Here is a 22,594-nt window from a genome sequence, read left to right on the forward strand (position 1 = left end):
GTAGTCGCGGTGCCTGCAGCACCACCAACGATTCCTCGGGATGGGAGCCATCTCCGCAGCAGAACGCTCACCGCCCGCGGCATGGCGAGCGCCACGAGCGATCGCCCGCACCGATCGCGGCTGCGTAGTGTGGGGCGCGACCCGCAAGCCCTCCGCGCGTCCGCGCCGCGGACGCGCTGGCACCGGAGGTGCGCCGTGGAGCTGTACGACCTGCGGATCTTCCGGACCGCCGCGCGCACCGGCGGCATCACCGCCGCCGCGCGCGAACTGCACACGGTCCAGTCGAACATCAGCAGCCGCATCGCCGCGCTGGAGAAGGAGCTCGGCGCCGACCTGTTCCACCGCCACGCGCGCGGTGTCGTGCTCACCGGTTCCGGGCAGCAGCTGCTCGGCTACGCCGAGCGCATCAGCGAGCTCGCCGAGGAGGCCCGCCGCACCTTGGCCGACCAGGACGACCCCAGCGGCCCGCTGCGGATCGGCGCCCTGGAGACCACCGCCGGGCTGCGCCTGCCCGGCGTGATCAGCGCCTTCAGCGCGGACTGCCCGCGCGTCGAGCTGTCGCTGATCACCGGGGCCACCGACGGGCTGATCGCCGACGTGCTCGCGCACCGCCTCGACGGCGCGTTCGTCAGCGGACCGGTGCAGCACGCCGACCTGGAGGCGGCGGAGGTGTTCACCGAGCAGCTCGTGCTCGTCACCGCGCCGGCCGTGCCCAGCATCGACGCCGCGCTGCGCGGGGCCGCTCCGAAACTGCTGGTCTTCCGGCGCGGCTGCTCCTACCGCCGCCGGCTGGAAGATCTGGCGCCCCGCCACGACGCACCCGCCCCGCAGGTGCTCGAGTTCGGCACGCTCGAGGGGATCCTGGGCTGCGTGCGCGCGGGCATGGGCTGCACGCTGCTGCCGGAAGCCGTCGTCGACGAGCACGTGCGCCGCGGGCGCGTGCGCACCCACGCCCTCCCCCCCGAGCACGCCCGCACCGACACCGCGTTCGTGCGCCGCCGGGACACCACCGCCGGCCCGGCGCTGCGCCGCTTCGCGGAACTCGCGCAGCAGCACGCCGCCCCCGCGGGCGGCGAACGCGCGCAGGCGTTCCCCGCGTGACGCGTTCGCCCCCCGCGCGGCTCACGCCCCGCCGCACTGCCAGCGGCGCCACTCGTGGTCCCAGAACCGGGCCGCGTGCCTGCGTCCCACCACCTGGCACATCCGCGCGGAGAACCAGCAGACCAGCACCGCGAGCACCCACAGCAGCACGCCGGTGAGCGCCGCGACGGCCCCTCGCGTGGGGGGTGACATCGGCGGTGTCACCCGGTCACCGGAGCGGTCCACCCACACGCGCACGGTGTCGCCGCGGGAGAGGTCCAGCGGCACGTCCACGGTGCTCGTACTCGTGCTCGCCCCGGTGTGCCACCGCACCGTGGCTTTCGCCGACTGCTGGTAGTAGCCGTTGCCCGCGGGGGACTGCATCCGCGGTTGCGAGGTGAGCACGGCCTGCACCGGCTGCGCGGTGCGCACCGTCGCGGCCGCCTGCCGTTCCAGGTCCCGGTGCACCTCCGCAGCGGCCACCGCGACCGCGGGCGCGGCCAGCAGCGCCGCGGTCGCGAACAGCGCCGTGAGCCAGGCGACGACCCGGTCCACGCGCCGGCACAGGGGGTTGTCGGAACGCAGGGCGTTGCGCAGCCATGCCAGCTCCTCGCGCCACGCGGCGGCCATGCTCACCCCTTTCGCCGAACGCGCACCGAAGAGCGGGCGTGCGACCGGCGGCCACACCGCTCCGCGGCGCACCCGCCTGCGGCCCGTGCCACCAGCCTGCCAGCGGAAAGCCAACCGGGGTGGAAGCCGACCGCTCGGGTCCGCGCCGTTCCCGCGTGCCGTTCCCACCGGGGTCGTTCCCACCAACTCGCTCCCGCGGGGTCCGTGCCGAGCACGGCGGCCGAGCGCGACCGCACCGGAGTTCTTGGTAGCACGGAGTGCGCTGCGTCACAGCGAAGGCGGGTTCCTCCGACCCGCCGACCGGGAGCGCCCGCCGGCCCCGGCCTCCGGGGATCAACCGGCCTCCGGGGATCACCCGGCGACCGGGAGTCAGCGGCGGCTGAGGAAGCGGCGGAACCACTCGCGCGGTCGCGGTGCGCGCTGGCTGCGGGGCCTGCGCGACAGCTCGCGCAGCCAGTCCTGCCACGCCCCCGCGGCGTCGCTGTCCACACCGCGCAGCAGGCGGTGGATGCGGATGTAGTCGCCCTGCCGGTGCTCGCTCGCCCACTGCTCCAGGCGCGCGTCCACCGCGCGCCGCACGCCGTCGGGTGCGCTGTCGGACCAGGCCATCGCGAAGGCCAGCGCGATCGCCCGATCCCGCCGCTGCTCGGGGACGCCTCTGTCCTGCCACACCCCGGGCAGGCGTTCGGCCAGCAGCTGCGCGAACGTCTCCCCGCTGCCGACGGCGATCTGCAGCGCCACCCGCAGCGACACGTCGAGCACGGAGGAGGCGAGCTCGTCGGCCCGGGCCGTCAGCACCGCTTCGGACACCGACTGCGGCGCGTCCGCCCCCGAGGCGGGGAGTTCGCCGGTGCGCTGCAGCGCACCGAGCCAGTGCCGCAGCCGTCCGTCCTCCTCCCACAACTGGCGCAGCTGTTCGTGGTCGGGGCCGGCGTGGTGCACCACCAGCCGCAGCACGTCCAGCAGCCCCGGCGACATGGTCGCCCCGTCGAGCACGCCGAACACGCGCTGCGCCAGCGACTCCTCCACCGCCGAGGACGGCACCACCGCCAGCAGCCCGGCCGCCTCCTCGACGCTCGGCCGCACCTCGTCGAACAGCGCCCGCCACGCCGCTTCCGCGTCGACGTCCGCCTCGGACTTCGCGAGCAGATCGCGGCAGCGGTCGATCGCCTCCCTGCGGGACTCCTCACCGCGGGCCACGGCCGTGCGCAGCACGAGGGCGTCGAGCTCGGAGGCGGGATCGCGCACCAGCGGCAGCAGCAGCGGCCACCAGTGGTTGCGCACCGCCTCGACCGCCCCGTCGCGCTCGGCGGCCCCGGCCGGCTCGGCCGAGTCGCGCCCCACCCGGCGGGCGAGCTCCTGCCGCAGCAGTTCCACCAGCTGCTCGCCGCAGCTCCAGCGCTGCGCGTCGAAGCCGAGCCGGGGTCGTTCGGCCCACCAGCGTGCGAACTGCTCCATGGCCTGCCCGGTGCGCTCCAGGCGCGGCGTCAGGCCGAACCGGGTGGCGGTGCGCAGCACCGCGTCCACGCGTTCCGGGGACGTGCTGTTGACGATCCGCTCGACCAGTTCGGTGGCCTGCTCGGCGTCCCGCTCGGACCAGCCCAGCTCCGCCGGCAGCGGCACCGCGTCCCCGACGCCCTCGGCCGAGTCGCGCGCCGCGGTCAGCTCGGCCCGCAGCACCGCCAGCCACAGCCGCCCGGTGCGGGCGCCCAGGTCCACGTCGGCGAGCCGGTGCAGCACGCCGCGGTCGGGGTCCGCGGCCAGCAGGGCGTCGAGCACCGGGGTCCAGGTCTCCGCGTCGAGCACGTAGGCAGCGGTGCGCAGCCAGTCGGCGAGCGCCTCGGTCTCATCGGCCGTCACGGGTTCGTCGAAGGTGAGCACGGCTGCGGCGTACCGGTCGGCGGCCTCCGGGTGGCGCTGCCGCCGCTGCCGCCCGAAATCGTGCGCGCGTTCGACCGCGTCGACCACTCCGAACGGGTCGCCCCCGAGGAACCGCCGCACCCAGAACGCCGCGGCCGAGGTGGGGGTGACGCGGCTGCGGGTGCCCTCCGCCGCGTTGAACACCACCGCCTCGGACACCCCCGAGGGGTCGGCGAACTCGCCCGCGTTGTCCGGCGTCACGGCGACCACCGGGTAGCGGCGGTCGCGCGGGTCGGGGCCGAACACCCGGAAACCCACGCGCAGCGCGCGTTCGCGGGGCAGCAGCAGGGTGGCCGCGGCCAGCCAGCGGACCACGGCGGCGGTGTCCGAGGCGACGAACACCACTCGTGCGGGGCTCGCCCCGTCGAGCTCCTCCAGCGCGGACAGCAGGGCCAGCAGCCAGGACTCGCCCTCCGGTTGCGCGAGCACCCAGTCGCGCACGGTCTGCGCGTCCAGTGGGCCGGCCTCGGCGGCGCCGACCGCCGGGCACTCACCGCCGTCCGCGGGGGTGTCGGCCCAGCAGCCCGCGTCCCACAGCTGCGCGGGGCGGGCGGTGCCGTAGGTGGCGGGATCGTCGGCCACGAGCGCGTGGGTGAACCGCCCGGGCTCCTCCCCGTCGCCGTCGCGGCTGACGCAGCGGGCGGTGACGTAGGCGGTGTCGCAGGCGTGCAGCAGCGAGGGCTGCTGCCGCGCCGGGCCGTCCGGATCGGGTTCGGCGGCGACGCACCGCTCGACGAGGGTGCGCGTGTGCGGGTCGGTGTTCGGGGAGGTCGCGTGGAACAGCAGACCGCCCCGGTTCTCGTCCCACACCGGGGTCTCGATGCAGTGCACTGCCTGGAACTCCCGCGCGCTCATGTCCCGTCTCGCTCCGTTCCGCCCGGCGCACCCCGCTGGTGACCGGTTCGCCCGTCGTGTCCACGTGGTCCGGCTGCTCCGGATCAAGTCCACATGATCCGGTTGCTCAGCACCGTAGGACACCGCGAAACAGCGGAACGTGACGTGCCTTCGATCATGCGCGTGTCGGGCACCGACCCTCGATCAGGCGAACTCCCCGGGGCGACCCCCGAGCAACCGACCGGCCGGCGACCGGCGGCCCACCTCCCCGGTCCGGGACCACCCCGGCCGGCGACCCCGCCGGTCCGGGGGATCAGGAGAGCGCGGGCAGGCCGATCGCGGAGTCCACCGCGATGCCCACGAACAGCAGCGCGAGGTACGAGTTCGACAGGTGGAACAGGCGCATCGGGTTGGCCGCGACCCCGCGGCGCACCGCGCCGTGCAGGTGCTGGGCCACGACGAGGAACACCACCCCGGAGGCCACGGCCAGGACGAGGTAGATCCAGCTGGTCACCGGCACGAGCAGCAACGTGCACGCCACGGTGGCGTAGCTGTAGGCGAGGATGCGGGCCGAGACCTGGCCGGGCGTCTTCACCACCGGCAGCATCGGCACGCCCGCCCGCGCGTAGTCCTCCCGGTACTTCATCGCCAGCGACCAGAAGTGCGGCGGGGTCCACAGGAACACCACGCCGAACATGACCAGCGCGGGCCACTCGACCCGGCCGGTCACCGCTGCCCAGCCGACCACGACGGGCATGCACCCGGCGGCCCCGCCCCAGACGATGTTCTGCGTGGTGCGCCGCTTGAGCACCAGCGTGTAGATGAAGACGTAGAACAGCAGCGCAGCCGTGGCCAGCACCGCGGCGAGCAGGTTCGCCCCGGCCCACAGCACGGCGAAGGAGGCGGCGCCGAGGACCAGGCCGAACACGAGCGCGTGCCGCCGCGGCACCGTGTAGGTGGCCAGCGGGCGCTTCTTCGTGCGGTCCATGACCTGGTCGATGTCCGAGTCGGCCACGCAGTTCAGCGCGTTCGCGCTGCCCGCGGACATGGCCCCGCCGAGGAAGGTGACCAGCACCAGCCAGAGGTTCGGGACGCCGCGCTCGGCGAGGAACATCGCCGGGATGGTGGTCACCAGCAGCAGTTCGATCACGCGCGGCTTGGTCAGGGCCAGGTAGGCACCGAGCACGCCGCGAACGTCGGGCCCGCGCTCGGGCGGTTCGCCCCCGGAGCGTGCGTTGCCGTCGTGTGCGTGCGCCGAGGTGGTCATGACGTCCGATCTTCCTCCGCGGCCCGTGACTGCTCCTGCGGGGTGATCGGTTCGCCGGCGGCACGCGCGCGGGACCAGTGCGTCACCCTGCGCTCCGCGAAGAACGCTCCGAACGGGATGGTGCCGGCCAGCAGGACCAGCAGCATCCGCCCGAGCGGGATGCGCAGCCGCGTGGTGAGCACGAAGGCCACGAGCAGGTAGACGAAGTACAGCCAGCCGTGCAGGAAACCGATCCGCCCGACCCAGGTGTCGCCGGCCACCTGGGTGGCCGTGCCCTGGTCCCAGCCGTACTTGAACACCATGGCCACGCACAGCGCGATCAGCAGCACTGCGGTGACGTAGGCCATGATCCGGTAGAAGTTCAACAGCCCGGGCTGCACGGCTATCGGCTTCACGACTACCCCTCACATCCCGCGTCGCGCGACACGGCGCCCCCCGCCGCCGGCCCCTTGCGGGGACGGAACTCGCCGCCGCCGCGGGTCCGCGGAGGGAACACCCGTGTCGACAGACCGTACGGCACGCGCCGATCGCCGGCGTGACCGACCTGACCGCGGAGTGGCCCCGCACACCCTCGGCGGGGTTGCTCACCGGCGGCGGTGCCGACCCGGCGCCTCCCCGCGGCGCGGGCGGTGCCCCGGGGGTCAGGCGGCCTCCGGGGGCCGGGCAGGCCCCGGGCGCTGCCCGGCGGGGACCGGGGCCACCGCGCGGAGGTCCCACCCGATCACGCCGTGCGCGCGGCGCGGGAGCGCGCGGCTGCGCCTCCTCTCCGGAGGTCTCGGCGCGCTCGTGGTCGGCGCGGCTCAGCGGGCACCGGCGCGCCCGGCCACCGCCCGGGAGGACAGCAGCGCGTCGCGGATCTCACCGGCCCGCACCGCCCCGTTGGACAGCAACGAGGAGGTGATGCCGTGCGCGTGCTCGGTGCCGCCCTGCAGGTAGATCCCGGCCTCGAGGTCGTCGGTGGTGCGCAGGCGGTAGTCCCGCCCCACCGACGGCCGCCCCAGCTCGTCGCGCAGGCAGTGCGGGCCGACCTCGCCGAGCAGGGCGAAGGGGTCCCGCGGGCTGCAGCCGGTCGCGCAGACGAGGACGTCGCTGTCCAGCACCTGCCGCTCTCCGGTCGGCAGGAACTCGACGTCCGCGCGCACGCCACCGGCGTGCTCCTCCACTCCGCGGAGCTCGCTGGCGTGGTGGACGCGCAGCCGGTGCTCGCCGGTGACCTTCTCCTGGTAGTGGCGGCGGTAGAGCTCCTCGATCAGCCCCAGGTCGACCACGGAGTAGTTCGTGTTGGCGTGGTAGCCGGCCAGCATGCCCTTGACCCCCTCCGGTGCCGCGTAGAAGTCCTGCACGGCCTGCGGGTCGAAGATGCGGTTGGCGAAGGGGCTGTCGTCGGAGGGGCTGTAGCCGTAGCGGCGGAACACCGCGCAGACCTCGGCGCCGGGGAACGCGCGGTGCAGGTACTCCACCGCTTCGGCGGCGCTCTGCCCCGCGCCGACGACGGTGAACCGGCGCGGCGAGGGCTCGCCCAGCTGCTCCACCCGCTGCAGCAGGTCGAGGTTGTGCCAGACGCGTCCGCTCTCGACCACTCCCCGCGGCATCGCCGCCTCCAGGCCGAGACCGAGGACGAGGTTGCGGGCCCGGTAGGTGCGGTAGCCGTCGGCGCTGCGGGTGGTGACCGCGAACCGGGTGATGCGCTGCCCGTCGCGGACGGGCACGACCGAGACGACCTCGCTGCCGTAGCGCACCCGGTGGGCCATCCTGCTCGCCGCCCACTCGAGGTAGTCGTGGTACTCGACTCGGGTGGGGAACAGCGTCTTGTGGTTGATGAAGTCGGCCAACCGCCCCCGCTCGCGCAGGTAGCACAGGAAGGAGAAGTCGCTGGCCGGGTCGCGCAGCGTCACCAGGTCCTTGAGGAAGGAGACCTGCAGCGTGGTGCCGTCGATGAGCATGCCCCGGTGCCAGCCGAAGTCCTCCTGCCGCTCCAGGAAGAGGCCGGACAGCGGCGCTCGCGCGGTCGACCGGTTGTGTTCCTCGATCGCGATGGCCAGGGCCAGGTTGGACGGACCGAAGCCGACACCGAGCACGTCGTAGTCGCCTTCGCCGGGGTGCTCACCGTCCCCTCCGCCCATCGGATCCGTCGCCTTCCCCGTCGGGTGCACTGCGGTGGACACGCGTCCCCCCGTCAATCGCGGTCGTGGTTGTGCTTGTCGTGGTACTCCGGCTCGGGCATGCCGCGCTTCCAGTAGCCGATCGCCAGCACGGAGCCGGCGTCGAGGCCGCGGTCACCGCGCAGGTGCCGGCGCATGTCGCGGACGAGCCCGGACTCGCCGGCCACCCAGGCGGAGACGTCGGCGTCGGCGGGGATGTCCGCGGCGCGCACCGCGCCGGGCAGCGCGCGGCTGCACCCGGGGGCGGTGCCGTCGCGGTGCAGCCACGTCCAGGTGACGCCGGGCGGACGCTCGACGGGTTGCTGCTCGGCCTCGCCGGCGATCTCGACGAACACCTGCCCCCGAGCCGTCTCCGGCATGGATTCGACGAGGGCGGAGATCGCCGGCAGCGCGGTCTCGTCCCCGGCCAGCAGGTACCAGCCGGCGGGGCGGCAGGTCTTGCCGCCGGGGCCCATCACGCCGAGCGCGTCCCCCGGCCGCGCGTCGCGCGCCCAGGTGGCGGCGACGCCGTCGTCGCCGTGCAGCACGAAGTCGATGTCGAGCTCGGCGCGCTCGGCGTCGTAGCGGCGCACGGTGTAGGTGCGCATGGTCGGCCGCTGCGCGGGGTCGGGCCAGACGTAGCGCCCGGTCCCGCTGTCGATCCGCGGCAGCACCGGCCGCTGCTGATCCTCGCGGGGGACGAAGACCTTGACGTTCGGGCCGCTGCGGCCCTCCTGGAACCCGGCCAGCTCCTCGCCGCCGAGGGTCACGCGACGCATCCCGGGGCTGATCTGCGCCGCGCGCAGCACCTCGAGCGCGCGGGCCGGCGGACGGGGGTGCTGCGCCCGGCGCGGGTGGCGGACGTCCGCGGTGCTCATCGGCTGGTCTCCTCCCCGCGAGATCGCCCTGTCCAGGGCGAGATCACCGTACTTAGGCAAGGCTAACCACACACCTTCGTCCTGTCCTGGGCGGAGTGATCCGGATCTCCTTCGTCCGGTTCACCCGCGCTGTCCGCCGAGCGACGTCCGGGGCCGCCGCCCCGCCCGGAGCGCCCGGTCCGGAACCGCAGCGCCAGCGCGGCCCCGGCCAGGGCGCAGACGGCGGAGACGCCCATCGCCGCGTGGTAGGCCGCGGGGTGCGCCGGCGCGCCGGCGGAACCGACCCCCGCCACCGCGAGCACGCCCGCCGTGAGGGCCACCCCCACGGCCGAGCCGATCTGCCGCTGCACGGTGAACAGCGTCGACGCCGAGCCCGTGGCGGCACCGGAGATCGTCGCGAACGCCACCACCTGCAGCTCCGTGCTCGCCAGCCCCACGAAGAACCCCGAGGCGAACTGCACCAGCGCCGCGTACCAGAGCCCGGCCGCGCCCACGGTCGACATCGCCGCGAACGACACCGCCGCCCCGGCCATCGACGCGCTGACCAGCACGCGCGGACCGAGCGCGCGATCGGCCCAGGCGAGCACCTGCGAGGCCAGCACCAACCCGAGCGCCTTCGGCGTGGTCACCAGGCCGGTCTCCCAGGCCGAGGCCCCCAGCTCCGACTGGTACAGCAGCGTGAACCCGTACAACGTGCCCAGGAACCCGGCCACGCACGTCACCAGCACCAGGCTCGCCAGCCGGAACGACCGGTCGCGGAACAGCCGCACGTCCAGCAGCGGCGCGGCGCGCCGCACCTGGCCGCGCACCAGCACCACCAGCAGCACCGCGCCGGCCCCGCCGGCCAACCACGGCACCGGGGAGGACGCGCCGGTCCGCGGCAGCGCCTCCAACGCGTAGATCACCGCGCCCACGCCCGGGACCGCCAGCGCGAAACCGGTCACGTCGAACCGGCGCCCCGCCGACTCCACGTGCTCGACCAGGTACCGCGCGCCGAAGGCCAACCCCAGCAACCCGACCGGCAGGTTCACGAAGAAGCCCCACCGCCAGTCGAGGTGGTCCACGAAGAAGCCGCCGAGCAGCGGCCCCAGCGCCGGCGCCACCGCGGTCGGCAGCACGAGCAGCCGCGAGAGCCCGACCCGCTGCTCGGGCGGGTAGGCCCGGAACAGCATCGTCAGCGCGACCGGGCTGACCACGCCCGCCCCCGCGCCCTGCGCGAGGCGCGCCGCGGTCAGCTCGCCCAGTCCGCCGGCCAACCCGCACCACAGCGACGCGGCCACGAACACGCCGAACGCGCCGAGGAACACCCGCTTGGTGCCGAACCGGTCGCCGAGCCACCCCGAGGCCGGGATGCACATGGCGAGGCTGACCAGGTAGGCCACGTTCACCGGCGCGGTGGCGTGCTCCGGGACCGCGTGCTCCTCGGCGATCGCGGGCAGCGCGACGTTGACGATCGTCGCGTCCATGCCGCTGGTGAACATGGCCACGACGTAGACGACGCACACCGCTGTCCGCGGATCGACGCGCCGCCCCCCTCTCCCGGCCGGCGATGCCGCCATCAGCGGCCCCGCGAGGGATCGTCGGCGACCGACCGCGCCGGGCGGATGTCCGTCCACTGCGCCTCGATGTGCTCCAGGCACGCCTCCCGCCCGGCGGGGCCGAACGCGACCGACCACCCGGCCGGCACCTCCAGGGCGGCCGGCCACAACGAGTACTGGTCCTGCTCGTTGAACAGCGCGCAGTACTCCGCCTGCGGATCCTCGAACGGGTTCGTCACCGTTGTCTCCTCCTCTCGCGGGGGCTGGTTCCCGCTGCGCCGCTTCCCACCGGGCCGCTCCCCACCGGGCCGTTGCTCGCTGCACCGGTGCCCTTCGGAGCGGTCACGGCGCGTCGGCCAGGCGCCGGTCCACCACCCGGGCGATCTCGGCGATCGGCCCGGGTTCGGTCATGTCCTTGTGCTCGCAGGCGATGTCGTGGTTCTGCACCCGCCCGCGCACGTACGGCTCCCACATCCGCGGCGTCAGCGAGGGTTTGGCCTGGTTCTCCGCGGCCGTGAAGAACAGCACGTCGCCGTCGAACGGGGCGTGCTCGGAAGTGTTCTCCAGCACCGCGCAGGTGACGAAGTTGTCGATGATCGCGTCGATCGTGTGCTCGGCCAGGTTCGCCAGCGCGCTGCCGTCCGCGGAGAGGATCCCGGCCACCGCTTCCCGGGTGAACTCCGCCTCCGCCATGCCGGAGGTGTCGTGCCCGGCCATGTACAGCAGCGCCTTGAGCGCGTCGACCTCGCCGGGCAGCTCGTCCCAGACGTCCTTCGGGTAGGCGTCGAGCATGCACAGCAGGTCGACCTCCTCCCCCTGCGCCTGCAGCCGCGTGCTCATCTCGTGCGCCACGACGCCGCCGAAGGACCACCCGAGCAGCTGGTACGGCCCGTGCGGCTGCACCGCGCGCACGTGCTGCAGGTACTCCTCGGCCATCTCGGCCAGCGTCTCCGGCACCGGCCGCGGTTCGGCCAGCCCGCGCGCCTGCAGCCCGTACACCGGGCGTTCGGGGTCGATGTGCTTGAGCAGCCCGGAGAACGGCCAGGACAGCCCGGCCGCCGGGTGCACGCAGAACAGCGGGTTGCGCTCGCCGCGGGTGCGCAGCGGCAGCAGGACCTCCAACGCGTCCCGCCCGGTGTCACCGTGCAGCCGGTCGGCCAGCTCGGCCACCGTGGGCGCGGAGAACAGCGTGCCGACGTTGATCCGCACGCCCAGCTCGTCGCGCACCAGTCCCATCAGCTTCGCCGCCAGCAGCGAGTGCCCGCCGAGGTCGAAGAAGTCGTCGTGCACCCCCACGCGGGTCACCCCGAGCGCCCGCGCGAACAGGCGGCACAGCGCCTCCTCCGCGGGAGTGCGCGGCGTGGTGATCTCCGCGGGCTCGTCGTCGCGGTCCGGTGCGGGCAGCGCGGCGCGGTCGAGCTTGCCGTTCGGCAGCAGCGGCAGCGTCTCGAGCAGCACCACGCTCGGCACCATGTGGCCCGGCAGCCGCTCGGCCACGTGCCGCCGCAGCTGGGCGGGCGTGACCTCCCCGGCGGCCCCGGCCCGCGGCACCACGTACCCCGCGGGCCGCCGGTCGCCCGACTCGTCGGTGTGCACCGCGACCGCCGTGCCGGCCACGGCCGGGTGCTCGCCGAGGGCGGCCTCGATCTCGCCGAGCTCGATGCGGAACCCGCGGATCTTGACCTGCTCGTCGACCCGCTCGACGAACTCGAGCACGCCGTCGCGGCGCCACCGCACCACGTCGCCGGTGCGGTACATGCGCGAACCGGGCGGGCCGCAGGGGTCGGCGACGAACCGCTCCGCCGTGCGCCCCGGACGCCCCAGGTAGCCGTGCGCCAGCCCGGTCCCGGCGATGTGCAGCTCGCCCTCGACCCCGGTCGGCACCGGCCGCAGCGCCGCGTCCAGCACGTACAGCCGCACGCCCGGGTCGGGCGAACCGATCGGCACCGAGCTGCCCAGCTCCTCGGCGGTGCACTCCCACAGCGTGGCGTTCACCGTGGCCTCGGTCGGGCCGTAGCAGTTGAACATGCGGCGGCCCCGCCCGAAGCGGCGCACCACCTCCGGCGGCACCTTCTCCGCACCGCACAGCAGTGTCGCCCCCTCCGGGAGCTCGGCCTCGGCGTCGAACGTGCTCAGCACCGACGGCCCCAGCGCCAGGTGGGTGACCGCGTGTCGGCGGGCGTAGGCGGCCAGCGGTTCGGCCGGCACGCGCAGCTCGCTCGGCACGACGACGAGCGCCGCCCCGCTCAGCAGGCCCATGCAGATTTCCCAGAACGCCACGTCGAAGCTCGGCGAGGCGAACTGCAGCACCCTGCTGGCGGCGGTGACGCCGATGCGCTCGCGCTGCGTGGCCAGCAGCTTCCCGATCCCCCGGTGCGGCACGAGCACGCCCTTCGGCTTGCCCGTCGACCCTGAGGTGTAGATCAGGTAGGCCGGGTCGTCCAGTCGCGGCGCCCGCGGCTCGACCTCCCCCCGCGGTCGCGCGTGCGGCGCCACCACCGGCAGGCCGAAGTCCGCATCGGACGCCTCGGGCGTGCTGATCACGCACCGCGGCCGGGCGTCGCCGACCATCGTGCGCAGGCGCTCGTCCGGGTACTCCGGGTCCAGCGCCAGGTACGCGGCCCCCGTGGACATGGCCGCGAGCAGGCCGATGAACAGCTCCGGCGACCGCGGCAGCAGCACGCCCACGACGTCGCCGCGGCCCACGCCCCGCTCGGCGAGCGCGCGGGCGAGGCCGTCGACCCGCTCGTGCAGCTCGCGGTAGGTCAGCTCCTCCTCGCCGAAGACAAGCGCGGTCGCCTCCGGGGTGCGGGCGGCCTGCGCGGCGAACAGCTCCGGGAACGTGCCGCGGTCGGACTCGCGCACCTCGCCCTCGGCGCTGCCCCAGGTGGACAACTGCTCCCGCTCGTCCGCCGAGAGCAGCTCCAGCCGCCGCAGCGGCGTCGCAGGATCGGCCGCGGCCGCCCGCAGCAGCCCGCAGAACCGGTCCGCGAGCCGCTGCACAGCGGGCTCGTCGAACAGGTCGCGGCTGAACTGGACGATCCCGTCCGCGCCGCCCGCGGCGTTGTCGGTGAGGTTGACCGCGAGGTCGAACTTGGCCGTCCCGAGGTCCACTTCGGACAAGTCGTCCAGCCGCACGCGCAGCCCGGGCAGCTGCGGCGGTTCGCGCTCCGGCTCGCCCCAGTAGGTGAGCATGACCTGGAACAGCGGGTTGCGCGCTGGCGAGCGGTGCGGACGCAGCAGCTCCGCGAGCCGCTCGAACGGCATGTCCGCGTGCTCGTAGGCCGCCAGCGCCCGGTCGCGGGTGCGTTCGACGAGCTCGGCGAACGTGGGATCGCCGGCGGTGTCCACCCGCACCACGAGGGTGTTCACGAAGAACCCGACGAGGTCGTCGAGCGCGGTGTCGTCCCGCCCGGCCACCGGCGTGCCCAGCGGGACGTCCGCGCCCGCACCGAGCCGGGTGAGCAGCGCGGCGAAACCGGCCTGCAGCACCATCAGCGGACTGGCCCGGTGCGCCGCGGCGAGTTCGCCGATCCGCGCCCGCAGCTCACCGTCCACCGTGAACCGCACCGTCCCGCCCCGCCGGCTCGGCTCGGCCGGACGCGGCCGGTCCGCCGGCAGGTCGAGCTCCTCGGGAACGCCGTCGAGCTCGCGCATCCAGAACGCGCGGGAACCGTCCTCGGTGGACTCGGCCTCCTCGACCGCGGCGCGCTGGCACAACGCGTGGTCGATGTACTGCACCGGCAACTCCGCCCACTGCGGGGGCCGCCCGGCCCACCGCGCGCGGTAGGCGGTGGCCAAGTCCGCCAGCAGCAGCCGCAGCGACCACTCGTCCACGGCGATGTGGTGCAGCAGCAGCAACAGCACGTGCGCCTGCGGGCCGGTGCGCAGCAACACCGCGCGCAGCGGCAGCTCGCGGGCGAGGTCGAAGCCGGTGCGGGCGTGCTCGGCGAGCTCCGCGCGCAGGTGCTGCTCGTCGGTGTCGACCACGCGCAGCTCGGGCACCTCGTCGAGGACCCGCTGCTCCGGTTCCCCCTCGGTCTCCGGGAACGCGGTCCGCAAGCTCTCGTGCCGGACGGCCACGTCCGCGACGGCACGGCGCAGGGCGTCCTCGTCGAGGTCGCCGTCCAGGCGCAGCGTCAGCGGCGTGTTGTACGTCGGGTCCGGTCCCCACAGCCGGTTGAGGAACCACAAGCGCTGCTGGGCGTAGGACAGGGGAACGCGCGCGGGGCGCTGCACGCGCCGCACGCCCGCCGCGCGGGTGTCCACATCGGTCAGCGCAGCCAGACCGGCCACCGTGGGGTTGTCGAACAGGGCGCGCACGGGCACGTCGCGGCCCAGCCGCGCCCGCATCAGCGAGAGCAGCCGCGTGGCCAGCAGCGAATGGCCGCCGAGCTCGAAGAAGTCGGCGTCGATGTGCACCTCGGGCACACCCAGCACCTCGGCGAACAGCTCGCACAGCGCGCGTTCCCGCTCGTCCCGCGGGGCGCGCCCCCGCCCGGCCGCGCCGAACTGCGGCTGCGGCAGCGCGCGCACGTCGCGCTTGCCGTTGGCGGTGACCGGGATCCGCTCCACCGGTGCGACCACGGCGGGCACCATGTACTCGGGCACGCGCGCGAGCAGGTGCTCGCGCAGCTCATCGGGGTCGGCGGTGCCGGCCGCGTAGCCGACGAGGCGTCGCTCGCCGGCGCCGTCGGTGGTCACGACCACCGCGGCGTCGCGCACCGCGGGGTGCTCGAGCAGGCGCGCCTCGACCTCGCCCGGTTCGATGCGGAACCCGCGCACCTTGACCTGCTCGTCGGCCCGGCCGCGGTACTCGAGCTCGTCGAAGGCCCCGGTGCGCCAGCGGGCCAGGTCGCCGCTGCGGTACATCCTGCTGCCCGGAGGTCCGAACGGGTCGGCGACGAACCGCTCCGCCGTCAGCGCGCGCTTGCCCAGGTAGCCGAGCGCCAGGCCGGCACCGGCGACGTAGAGCTCACCGGTCACCCCGGGCGGCACGGGGCGCAGCCACTCGTCGAGCACGTACGCCCGCAGGTCGGGGATCGGGCGGCCGATGGCGCTTCCCCGCTCGGTGGACGCCCGCTCGGCGTCGAGCGGGTGGTGGGTGACGTGCACCGTGGTCTCGGTGATGCCGTACATGTTCACCAGCCCCGGCCCGCGCGGATGGCGGGAGAACCAGTCGCCGAGCCGCGCCGGTTCCAGCGCCTCACCGCCGAAGACCACCCACCGCAGGGCGAGCTCGCCCGCTTCGCCCGCGGCGGCGAGTTCGGCGTCGGCCCGGTCGAGCTCGTGGAACGCCGACGGGGTCTGGTTGAGCACGGTGACCCGTTCCCGCTGCAGCAGCCGGTGGAACTCCACCGCCGAGCGCGCCGTGTCGCGGTCGACGACGACGATCCGCCCCCCGTGCAGCAGCGCGCCCCACAGCTCCCAGACGGAGAAGTCGAACGCGTACGAGTGGAACAGCGTCCACACGTCGTCGGCTCCGAAGTGGAACCAGGGCGCGGTGGCGGTGAACAACCGGACCACGGTGGCGTGCGGCACGACCACGCCCTTGGGCTCGCCGGTCGAACCGGAGGTGTAGATGACGTAGGCGCTGTGCTCCGGCCGCAGGCGGCCCCGCGCACCGGGACGGGGGTCGCGCTCCGGCAGCTGCGCGAGCGCGCGCCGCGCCTGCGGGCCGTCGAGGACGACGCGGACCGGCCCGCCGGCTGCGTCCTCATCGGACTCCGCGGCGCCGGTCCGCTCCACCGAAGCGGTGTCGGTGAGCACCAGCGCCGGACGCGCGTCGGCGAGGACGTGCTCGCGGCGGCGCCGCGGCTGCTCCGGGTCCAGCGGGAGGTAGGCGGCACCGGACTTCAACGTGCCCAGCACCGCCACGACGAGTTCCGCCGAGCGCTGGAACGTCAGCGCGACCAGCTGGTCCGGCCCCACCCCGCGGTCGATGAGGTACTGGGCGAGGCGGTTGGCGCGCGCGTTCAGCTCGCCGTAGGTGATGCTGTCCGCTCCGTCGCGCACGGCGACGGCCTCGGGGGTGAGCTGCACCTGCTGCTCGAACAGCTCCGGCAGGGTGCGTCCCTCCGGCGCCGCTTCCGCTGCGGTGCGCTGCACCGGTGCCGCGTCGAGCCCGAGCGCCCGCCGCCGCTCCGCCCCGTCGAGCAGCGGCAGCTCCCGCAGCCGCGCCGAGCCGTCCGCGGCGGCGAAGGTGCGCAGGAAGCGCAGGAAGCGCTGCCGGTGCCCGGTGAGCTCCTCCTCGGAGTAGCGCGCGGGGTCCGCGTCGAACTCCACGCGCCCGTCCTGGGTGAACAGCGCAACGGTGAGGTCGTCGACGGGTCCGGCGACGACGTTGTGCACCTCGGCGGGGCTGCCGGCGAAGCTCAGCTCGTAGTCGAACGGCTTGATGTTCACCTGCGGGCCGAACAGCCGGCGCTGTCCGCTGAGCAGCCCGAGGTCGCGGCGCAGGTCCTCGGCGCGGTAGCGCTGGTGCCGGCGCAGCCGGCCGCCCTCGGCGGCGACGCGGCGCACCAGCTCGTCGCGGGTGTCCGCGCCGTCGAGCGCCAACCGCAGCGGCAGCACGTTGACCGCCGGGGCGGGCACGCGCGCGGCTCCCGAGCCGAGCCGCGCCGTCACCGGCGCGCCGAGCACCACCTCGGGATTTCCGGTCAGCGCGCGGACGTAGGCGGCGAAGGCCGCCTGGAACGCGTCGGGCCAGCGGGTTCCGGCCGATTCGGCCACGGTGGACAGTTGCGCGCGCAGGTCCGCGGGAATCCGGTCGGTCTGGCGCCGGAACTCGGTGGCCGCGGAGCTCGGCCCCTCGCCGAGGGAGGCGATCTCGGGCCAGTCCGCGCACCGCCGCGCCCAGTGCGCGGCATCGGTGCCGAACCGCTCGGAGGCCCGGTACTCCCGCTCCGCCTCGACCAGGGTGGACAGCGGGCGGAAGGGGGATGCGCCGGGGTCGCGCTGCTCGGACAGCGCGGTGTAGACCTCGGCGGTGCGGCGCAGCAGCAGGGAGAATCCGTACCCGTCGACGGCCACGTGGTGGATGCGCTGGTACCACCACCAGCGCTCGGTGCCCAGGCGCAGCAGCGCCCCCGTGGTCAGCCCGTTGACGGGCCGGCCAGCGCGGCCGGTGAGGTCGACCGGCGTGCGCAGGTCCGCCCGGATCCACTCCGCGGCGCGGGACTCCGGCTCGTCCGCGGCGGCGAGGTCGACGACCGCGAGCTCGGCGGTACCGGCGGGGTCGACGCTCTGCCGCGGGACATCGCCCTCGGTGCGCACCCGGATGCGCAGGCTGTCGGTCTCGGCGACGACCCGCCGCCAGGCCGCGCGGAACCGCTCGGGGTCGATCGGCCCGCGGATCTCCACCCGCTCGGCGGTGTTGTAGTGCGAACCGCACGTCCGCCCGGTGTCCCCGGAGATCTGGTCGGCGACGAGCACACCGGCCTGCGCGCTGGTCAGCGGCATGCACGCGGTCCCGTCATCCGGGAGGTCCCGGTCCGGTCCCGGTTGTTCGCCGATGTGCGCTTCCCGGAGCTCCCGCGCGGACCGGTCGGCAGACTCCCGCGGCATGACCTCCCCCTCCCAGAACGAAGTTAGCCTTACCTTAGTTCACCGCGAAGAAGGACGAACAGATCGAGTGGGGCGACTCACCTGCGCCGCACCGATCGGTCAGGCGCGCTCGAACACCATCAGCGCCGAGTTCTTCGTCGGCAGCCCCACCTCGCGCAGCTGCACGTAGCCCGCCTTGCCGAACGCCGCCACCGAGGCCGCGTTGCGCACGTCCGGTTCGGCCACGACCCGGCGCACCCGCGGATCCGCCGCCAGCACGCCTTCGGCGACCTGGCGCAGCAGCGCCGCGCCGATCCCGCGGCCGGTGCTGGCGGGATCACCGATGGCGATGTGCACCCCGACGTCGTGGTCGTCGAAGGAGTAGCAGGCGGCGAGCCGGTCCCGCACCACGCGGTAGACCTCGACGTAGGCGAACTCCCGCCCGTCGCGACCCACGAGGCACGGGACGGAGTGCCGCCCGGACAGCTGGGTGGACAGCTCCGCGCGCCACTCCTGCCAGCTCCAGGCCTGCTCCCAGTTCACCGCGACGTGCTCGGTGTTCATCCACCGGTGCACAGCGGTGACGTCCGGGTCGCCGTCGCCCGCGCCCAGGCGCACCGGGCGGAGCGCGAAGTCGGGCAGCTCGGGCAGCACGACCCCCGGGACCGCGGCGACGTCGCGGTGCGGTTCCGCGTGGGCGCGCAGCGGGTTCGGCACCCGGTGCGGCACCCCCAGCGCCCCGTCCTCGCCGAGGCCCGAACCGTTGAGCACGGCCAGATCGGCCAGGGTCGCCTCCCGCGCCCACGAGCGGAGCAGCGCACCGGTCGCCTCGTCGGTCTCCGCCCCGGCCGCGGCGGAGATGCGCCCGGCGAGTTCGGCGAGCAGGTCGTGCTCGGCGGCCACACCGCGCCGCCCGAGGTCCCCGATCGCGGGCAGGATCCCCCGCGTGAGCAGCTCGACCGTCGCCCGCTCCGGGTTCGCGGCGCCGCGCGCGGCCGGCAGCACGCGCCGGTCGACGTGCTCGGCCAGGGCGGAGCGCGCCTGCTGCGCATCGGTCACCTGCGCGGACCAGGGGGGCGCGGCGGTGCCGAGATCCGGCGGCCCGGCCACGGCCGCGCGCACGACGCCCTCCAGCAGCCGGCTCCCGCCGAGCGCGTTGATCGGCGCGTCGGCGAGGGCGCGGCGGCGGGCCTCGATCGAGCAGGCCGTCGCCAGCAGCGCCGGTTCGGCCGCGGCGACCGGTTCTTCCGCTTCGTCCAGCACGTGGATCGGACCGAACCCGTGCTGCCCCGTCGGCGAGCAGTGGACGACGTCGGTGCCGATGCGCAGGGGACCGGCGGAGAGCCGCAGCGCCCCCTCCGCCACCGGGGTGTGCGTCTCCGCCAACCAGCACCGCAGCAGGGACGCCGCCCGCTCGTGCGCGGCGCCGGCGAGCTCCGCATCGTTGATCACAGCAACCTCCTCGAGAAGGAAGGCTAACCTAACTCACCCGATTTGTTAACTCCGCGGCCCCGAACCCCCGCGAAACCGCCCCGATCATGCACAGCGCGTACACAGTGGACGAAGCCGGAGTCGATCACTACCTGATCAGGTGGCGGTCAGCGTTTCTCGATGGGCGAAGCTGCGCGAACGCTCCTACCCTCCACCCAGCGAGGTTGTGCACACGTCCGGAGGGAGTTTCCACCATGGAAGACGCCGCCGATGCCGTCGTCCCGCTCCGTCCGGGTTTCGACATCCAGATCCGCGGGTTCAACCGCAACCAGGTCATCGAACACATCGAGCACCTGGAAGACCAGCTCAAGCTCATCACGCTGGACCGCAACGAGGCCGTCCGCCTCAACGGCGACCTGCGCAAGCTCTGCGACGAAACCCGCAGCGCCCTCGACGAGACGGAACGGCGCCTGAAGACCCTCGAGGCCTCCGACACGGGACTGCCCGCCGCCTCCCAGCGCGTGCACAACATGCTCGCCAACGCCGAGGAGGAAGTGCAGACCCTCCGCTCCGACGCGCAGCGGCAGGCCGAGATCATCCGCGGCACCGCGGAGAACGAAGCGCGCGAGCTGATCACGCAGGCCGAGGAGAACGCCCGGCAGCTGCGCGACGAGTGCAGCTCGCTGATCGCCGAGGTCGAGGCCCGGCGCGACCTGCAGCGCCGCGAGCACGACCAGAACCTCAGCGAGCTCCGCACCCGCGAACAGCGCCTGCGCCAGGAGGTCCGCAACGAGTACAAGCGGGTCATCGACGCCGCGCAGGAAGAGGCCGATGCCGTGCTCGGCGAGGCGCGGCGCCGCTGCGGCGAGTGGGACGCCGAAACCGAGCGCATGCGCCTGGAAGCGCTCGAGGAGATCCACGCCAAGCACGCGCAGCTGGAGCAGCTGCGCCACGGCGTTCTGGCCACAATGGAGAACGCGCGCAGCCTGCTGGACAACTCGGCGGACACGCTGCGCTACCACGACTGGCAGACGTTGAGCACACCGGTGCAGGTCACCGCCACCGACTCCACCGCCGGGAGCACCACCGACGGGGAGGACCTGGCGGAGACCGCGGTGAACCTGCCGGAGCAGCGGGAAATCCAGCAGCAGGACTTCTCCCCGGCGCTCAACGACGTGGCGCACCGGTCCAACGGCTCCGACTCCCACGACACCGGCGCACTGCAGAACTGACGCGAACGGAGCGGAGAAGCGCAGTGGACATCCTGCTCGTGACCTTCATCGGCGGTTTCATCCTGGCCACGCTGATCTTCTGGCCGCTGCTGCGCCGCTCGCAGCGGCGCAGCAGAGCCGTGCAGCGGCGCAACCGCGCGCTGCTCGTGCAGCAGTCCGCGGCCGGCGACTCCACCGCAGCACGCGGCCGGCACGCCGCCTCGGAACCGGACTCGTCCGGGGACGACGGCACCGCACCGGAACCGGCTACCGCGCCGGCGGCGGAATCGCACGCGGCGGCCGCCGAAGCGGCCGCACCACCGCAGGTCCGCGGCAAGCACGAAGCGCACACCCCGGACTCCCCCGAACCGCCGAGCGGAACCGCAGCCACCGGGGCGCAGCTGGCGGGCAAGCGCACCAGCCCGGAGTACGCGGGGTCGGTCAGCCTCGGCGGCGACCTGGGCGGTGCCCTCGGCAACGAGTCCGCCCCGGAGGCGGCCGCCGGCACGGCTCCCGAGCCGCGGCACGGCGCACGCGCGGACACCTCGGTCGTGCCCACCGATCTCTACGAGCGGAAGTACGCCTGGCGCTTCGCGCGCTCGCGCAAGCGGCTGGAACGCCTCCGCACCGAACTCGGCGAGACGAGGAAAACCGCATAGCGCGCACGACACGGGCGGACCGGGCGCCTCACCACCAGGTGGCGTCCGGTCCGTCGCGTTCGGCCCGCCGCGTCCCCCTCCGCGGCGGGCAAACCGGACCGCCGCACCCGTCGAGAACACCCGGTGCTCGCGGGGTTGCTAGTTTCAGAGCCTGTTCCTTGACCTCCCCGACTTCGTGAACCCCGACACGTTGGAGCAGCCGTGAACAGCAGTGGCACAGCACCCCCGGAAACCGTCTACCTGGTCGCCACCACGGGGAACCCGAACTACGGCGACGAGCTGATCGCCGCGACCTGGCTCCGCCACCTCGCGCGCATCGCCCCGGACAGCGACGTGTGGGTGGACTGCCCCAACCCGGGCCCCAGCGCGACCCTGCTCGACGGGCTGCACCCGCGCGTGCGCTTCACCGACACCTTCTGGCGGCTCTGCTGGGAAGCCCCCTGCGACGAACCGTGGGAGGTGTCCGCGTTCGTGCAGAGCGCCATCAACGACCCGGGCATCACTCCCCGCTGGATCTCCGGGATCGAGCTCGCCGCGCGCGCCGACGTCGTCCACGTCATCGGCGGCGGCTACATCAACGAGATCTGGCCGCGCCACTACGGCCTGCTGGCCGCCTCCGTCGCCGCCACCCGGCGCTCCGGCGGGCGCGCCGTGCTCACCGGCCAAGGGCTGTGGCCCGCTCCCGAGGAGAGCCGCCCGCTGCTGCGCAACCTCGCCGGCCAGTTCTCCCTCGTCGACGTGCGCGACACCCCTTCCGCCGAGATGCTCGGCGAGGGGGTGCTCACCTCCGACAGCGGCGACGACATGTTCTTCGGCGTCCAGCCGGACCGCTACCGCGACGACGACCTGTGCGAGTTCATGCTCTGCCTGCAGTCGGACCTGCTGACGACCTCGCTGCCGAACCTCGCCGGGTTCGTGCTCGACACGCTGCGCTCCTGGGGCGTGCACCCGAGCCAGGTCGGCGTGGTCGAGGGCATCCCCCGCGTGGACCGCGAACTCTACCGCCTCGTCGAGCACGACCTGACGGGAGCGCGGTTCTACCCGTTCTCCGAGGTCATGGACCGGGGACTGCCCGCGGCCGAGGGGCAGTACTGGTTGTCCACCCGCTTCCACACGCACCTCATGGCCGCGGCCGTCGGTGCCAACGGCGTCGCCGTGTCGGTCAACCCGGAGTACTACGCCAACAAGCACCGCTCGCTGATCGAACGCGGGTCCAGCTGGACCCTCAGCGAAGCCACCGACATCCCGGACCTGCCCCGCGGCGGCGGGTTCCCGCCCGACCGCTTGCGGGCGCTGCAGGAGGACAAGGCCAAGCTCGCCTGGTCCATCTACGGCGGTTGAACACCGGCGCGAGCCGATCGGCGCGGCGACCGCCGCGACCCCGAGCGCGCCCCGCGGTCGTTCGAAGGACCCCTCCGCCGCGCCGCGGGGCCCGGGCGGACCGGGCACCGGGAGCTGCC

14 protein-coding genes are annotated in these 22,594 nt (G+C 74.3%); 4 read left to right on the forward strand and 10 right to left on the reverse strand.

Translation table 11 applies throughout. The features are described 5' to 3' along the window. The first annotated feature begins 195 nt into the window (after positions 1-195). Positions 196-1,101 carry a LysR family transcriptional regulator gene (locus tag ACYVJE_RS17035; protein ID WP_461145234.1) on the forward strand — a complete coding sequence of 302 codons (906 nt, stop codon included), beginning with the start codon at positions 196-198 and terminating at the stop codon, positions 1,099-1,101. A 21-nt stretch (positions 1,102-1,122) separates the two neighbouring features. Here ACYVJE_RS17035 and ACYVJE_RS17040 read toward each other — a convergent pair whose 3' ends face one another. The 10 genes from ACYVJE_RS17040 to ACYVJE_RS17085 all read right to left on the reverse strand — a co-directional run bounded on the left by ACYVJE_RS17040 (position 1,123) and on the right by ACYVJE_RS17085 (position 19,285). Continuing rightward, complete coding sequence (locus tag ACYVJE_RS17040) at positions 1,123-1,710, reverse strand: Rv1733c family protein (protein WP_461145235.1); 588 nt, start codon at positions 1,708-1,710, stop codon at positions 1,123-1,125. A gap of 369 nt (positions 1,711-2,079) precedes the next feature. Further along, positions 2,080-4,485: a GTPase-associated protein 1-related protein gene (locus tag ACYVJE_RS17045; RefSeq protein ID WP_461145236.1), complete on the reverse strand. Its 2,406-nt coding sequence runs from the start codon at positions 4,483-4,485 to the stop codon at positions 2,080-2,082. Between the two features lie 292 nt (positions 4,486-4,777). Beyond that, a complete protein-coding gene (locus ACYVJE_RS17050) occupies positions 4,778-5,731 on the reverse strand; it encodes a heme o synthase (protein ID WP_461145237.1) in 954 nt (317 codons plus the stop codon). Next, entirely contained in the window at positions 5,728-6,126 is a 399-nt protein-coding gene (locus tag ACYVJE_RS17055; protein ID WP_461145238.1) for a DUF3817 domain-containing protein, read from the reverse strand. The genes ACYVJE_RS17050 and ACYVJE_RS17055 overlap by 4 nt, the downstream gene beginning before the upstream one ends. 405 nt (positions 6,127-6,531) lie before the next feature. Beyond that, complete coding sequence (locus ACYVJE_RS17060; protein ID WP_461145263.1) at positions 6,532-7,854, reverse strand: lysine N(6)-hydroxylase/L-ornithine N(5)-oxygenase family protein; 1,323 nt, start codon at positions 7,852-7,854, stop codon at positions 6,532-6,534. Positions 7,855-7,907: 53 nt separating this feature from the next. Then, entirely contained in the window at positions 7,908-8,750 is an 843-nt protein-coding gene (locus tag ACYVJE_RS17065; RefSeq protein WP_461145239.1) for a siderophore-interacting protein, read from the reverse strand. 62 nt (positions 8,751-8,812) lie between these two features. Then, entirely contained in the window at positions 8,813-10,309 is a 1,497-nt protein-coding gene (locus ACYVJE_RS17070) for a DHA2 family efflux MFS transporter permease subunit (RefSeq protein ID WP_461145240.1), read from the reverse strand. Then, positions 10,309-10,527, reverse strand: coding sequence for an MbtH family protein (locus ACYVJE_RS17075; protein WP_461145241.1), 219 nt, complete (start codon positions 10,525-10,527; stop codon positions 10,309-10,311). The genes ACYVJE_RS17070 and ACYVJE_RS17075 overlap by 1 nt, the downstream gene beginning before the upstream one ends. Before the next feature lie 103 nt (positions 10,528-10,630). Beyond that, positions 10,631-17,854: an amino acid adenylation domain-containing protein gene (locus ACYVJE_RS17080; RefSeq protein WP_461145242.1), complete on the reverse strand. Its 7,224-nt coding sequence runs from the start codon at positions 17,852-17,854 to the stop codon at positions 10,631-10,633. Between the two features lie 99 nt (positions 17,855-17,953). Further along, the gene (locus ACYVJE_RS17085; RefSeq protein WP_461145243.1) at positions 17,954-19,285 is read right to left on the reverse strand and encodes a GNAT family N-acetyltransferase; all 1,332 of its coding nucleotides are present in this window, start codon (positions 19,283-19,285) and stop codon (positions 17,954-17,956) included. Positions 19,286-19,518: 233 nt separating this feature from the next. Between ACYVJE_RS17085 and ACYVJE_RS17090 the strand changes: the two genes are divergently transcribed. The 3 genes from ACYVJE_RS17090 to ACYVJE_RS17100 all read left to right on the forward strand — a co-directional run bounded on the left by ACYVJE_RS17090 (position 19,519) and on the right by ACYVJE_RS17100 (position 22,475). Continuing rightward, positions 19,519-20,496, forward strand: coding sequence for a hypothetical protein (locus ACYVJE_RS17090; protein WP_461145244.1), 978 nt, complete (start codon positions 19,519-19,521; stop codon positions 20,494-20,496). A gap of 23 nt (positions 20,497-20,519) precedes the next feature. After that, the gene (locus ACYVJE_RS17095; RefSeq protein WP_461145245.1) at positions 20,520-21,134 is read left to right on the forward strand and encodes a hypothetical protein; all 615 of its coding nucleotides are present in this window, start codon (positions 20,520-20,522) and stop codon (positions 21,132-21,134) included. Between the two features lie 201 nt (positions 21,135-21,335). Then, positions 21,336-22,475, forward strand: coding sequence for a polysaccharide pyruvyl transferase family protein (locus ACYVJE_RS17100; RefSeq protein WP_461145246.1), 1,140 nt, complete (start codon positions 21,336-21,338; stop codon positions 22,473-22,475). Positions 22,476-22,594: the final 119 nt, after the last annotated feature.

This window comes from Salinifilum aidingensis (assembly GCF_054782015.1).

Coding starts and splice junctions, on each gene's coding strand:
- ACYVJE_RS17090 (WP_461145244.1), top strand. CDS start 19,519: ATGGAAGACGCCGCCGATGCCGTCGTCCCGCTCCGTCCGGGTTTCGAC.
- ACYVJE_RS17060 (WP_461145263.1), bottom strand. CDS start 7,854: ATGGGCGGAGGGGACGGTGAGCACCCCGGCGAAGGCGACTACGACGTG.
- ACYVJE_RS17045 (WP_461145236.1), bottom strand. CDS start 4,485: ATGAGCGCGCGGGAGTTCCAGGCAGTGCACTGCATCGAGACCCCGGTG.
- ACYVJE_RS17050 (WP_461145237.1), bottom strand. CDS start 5,731: ATGACCACCTCGGCGCACGCACACGACGGCAACGCACGCTCCGGGGGC.
- ACYVJE_RS17065 (WP_461145239.1), bottom strand. CDS start 8,750: ATGAGCACCGCGGACGTCCGCCACCCGCGCCGGGCGCAGCACCCCCGT.
- ACYVJE_RS17070 (WP_461145240.1), bottom strand. CDS start 10,309: ATGGCGGCATCGCCGGCCGGGAGAGGGGGGCGGCGCGTCGATCCGCGG.
- ACYVJE_RS17040 (WP_461145235.1), bottom strand. CDS start 1,710: ATGGCCGCCGCGTGGCGCGAGGAGCTGGCATGGCTGCGCAACGCCCTG.
- ACYVJE_RS17080 (WP_461145242.1), bottom strand. CDS start 17,854: ATGCCGCGGGAGTCTGCCGACCGGTCCGCGCGGGAGCTCCGGGAAGCG.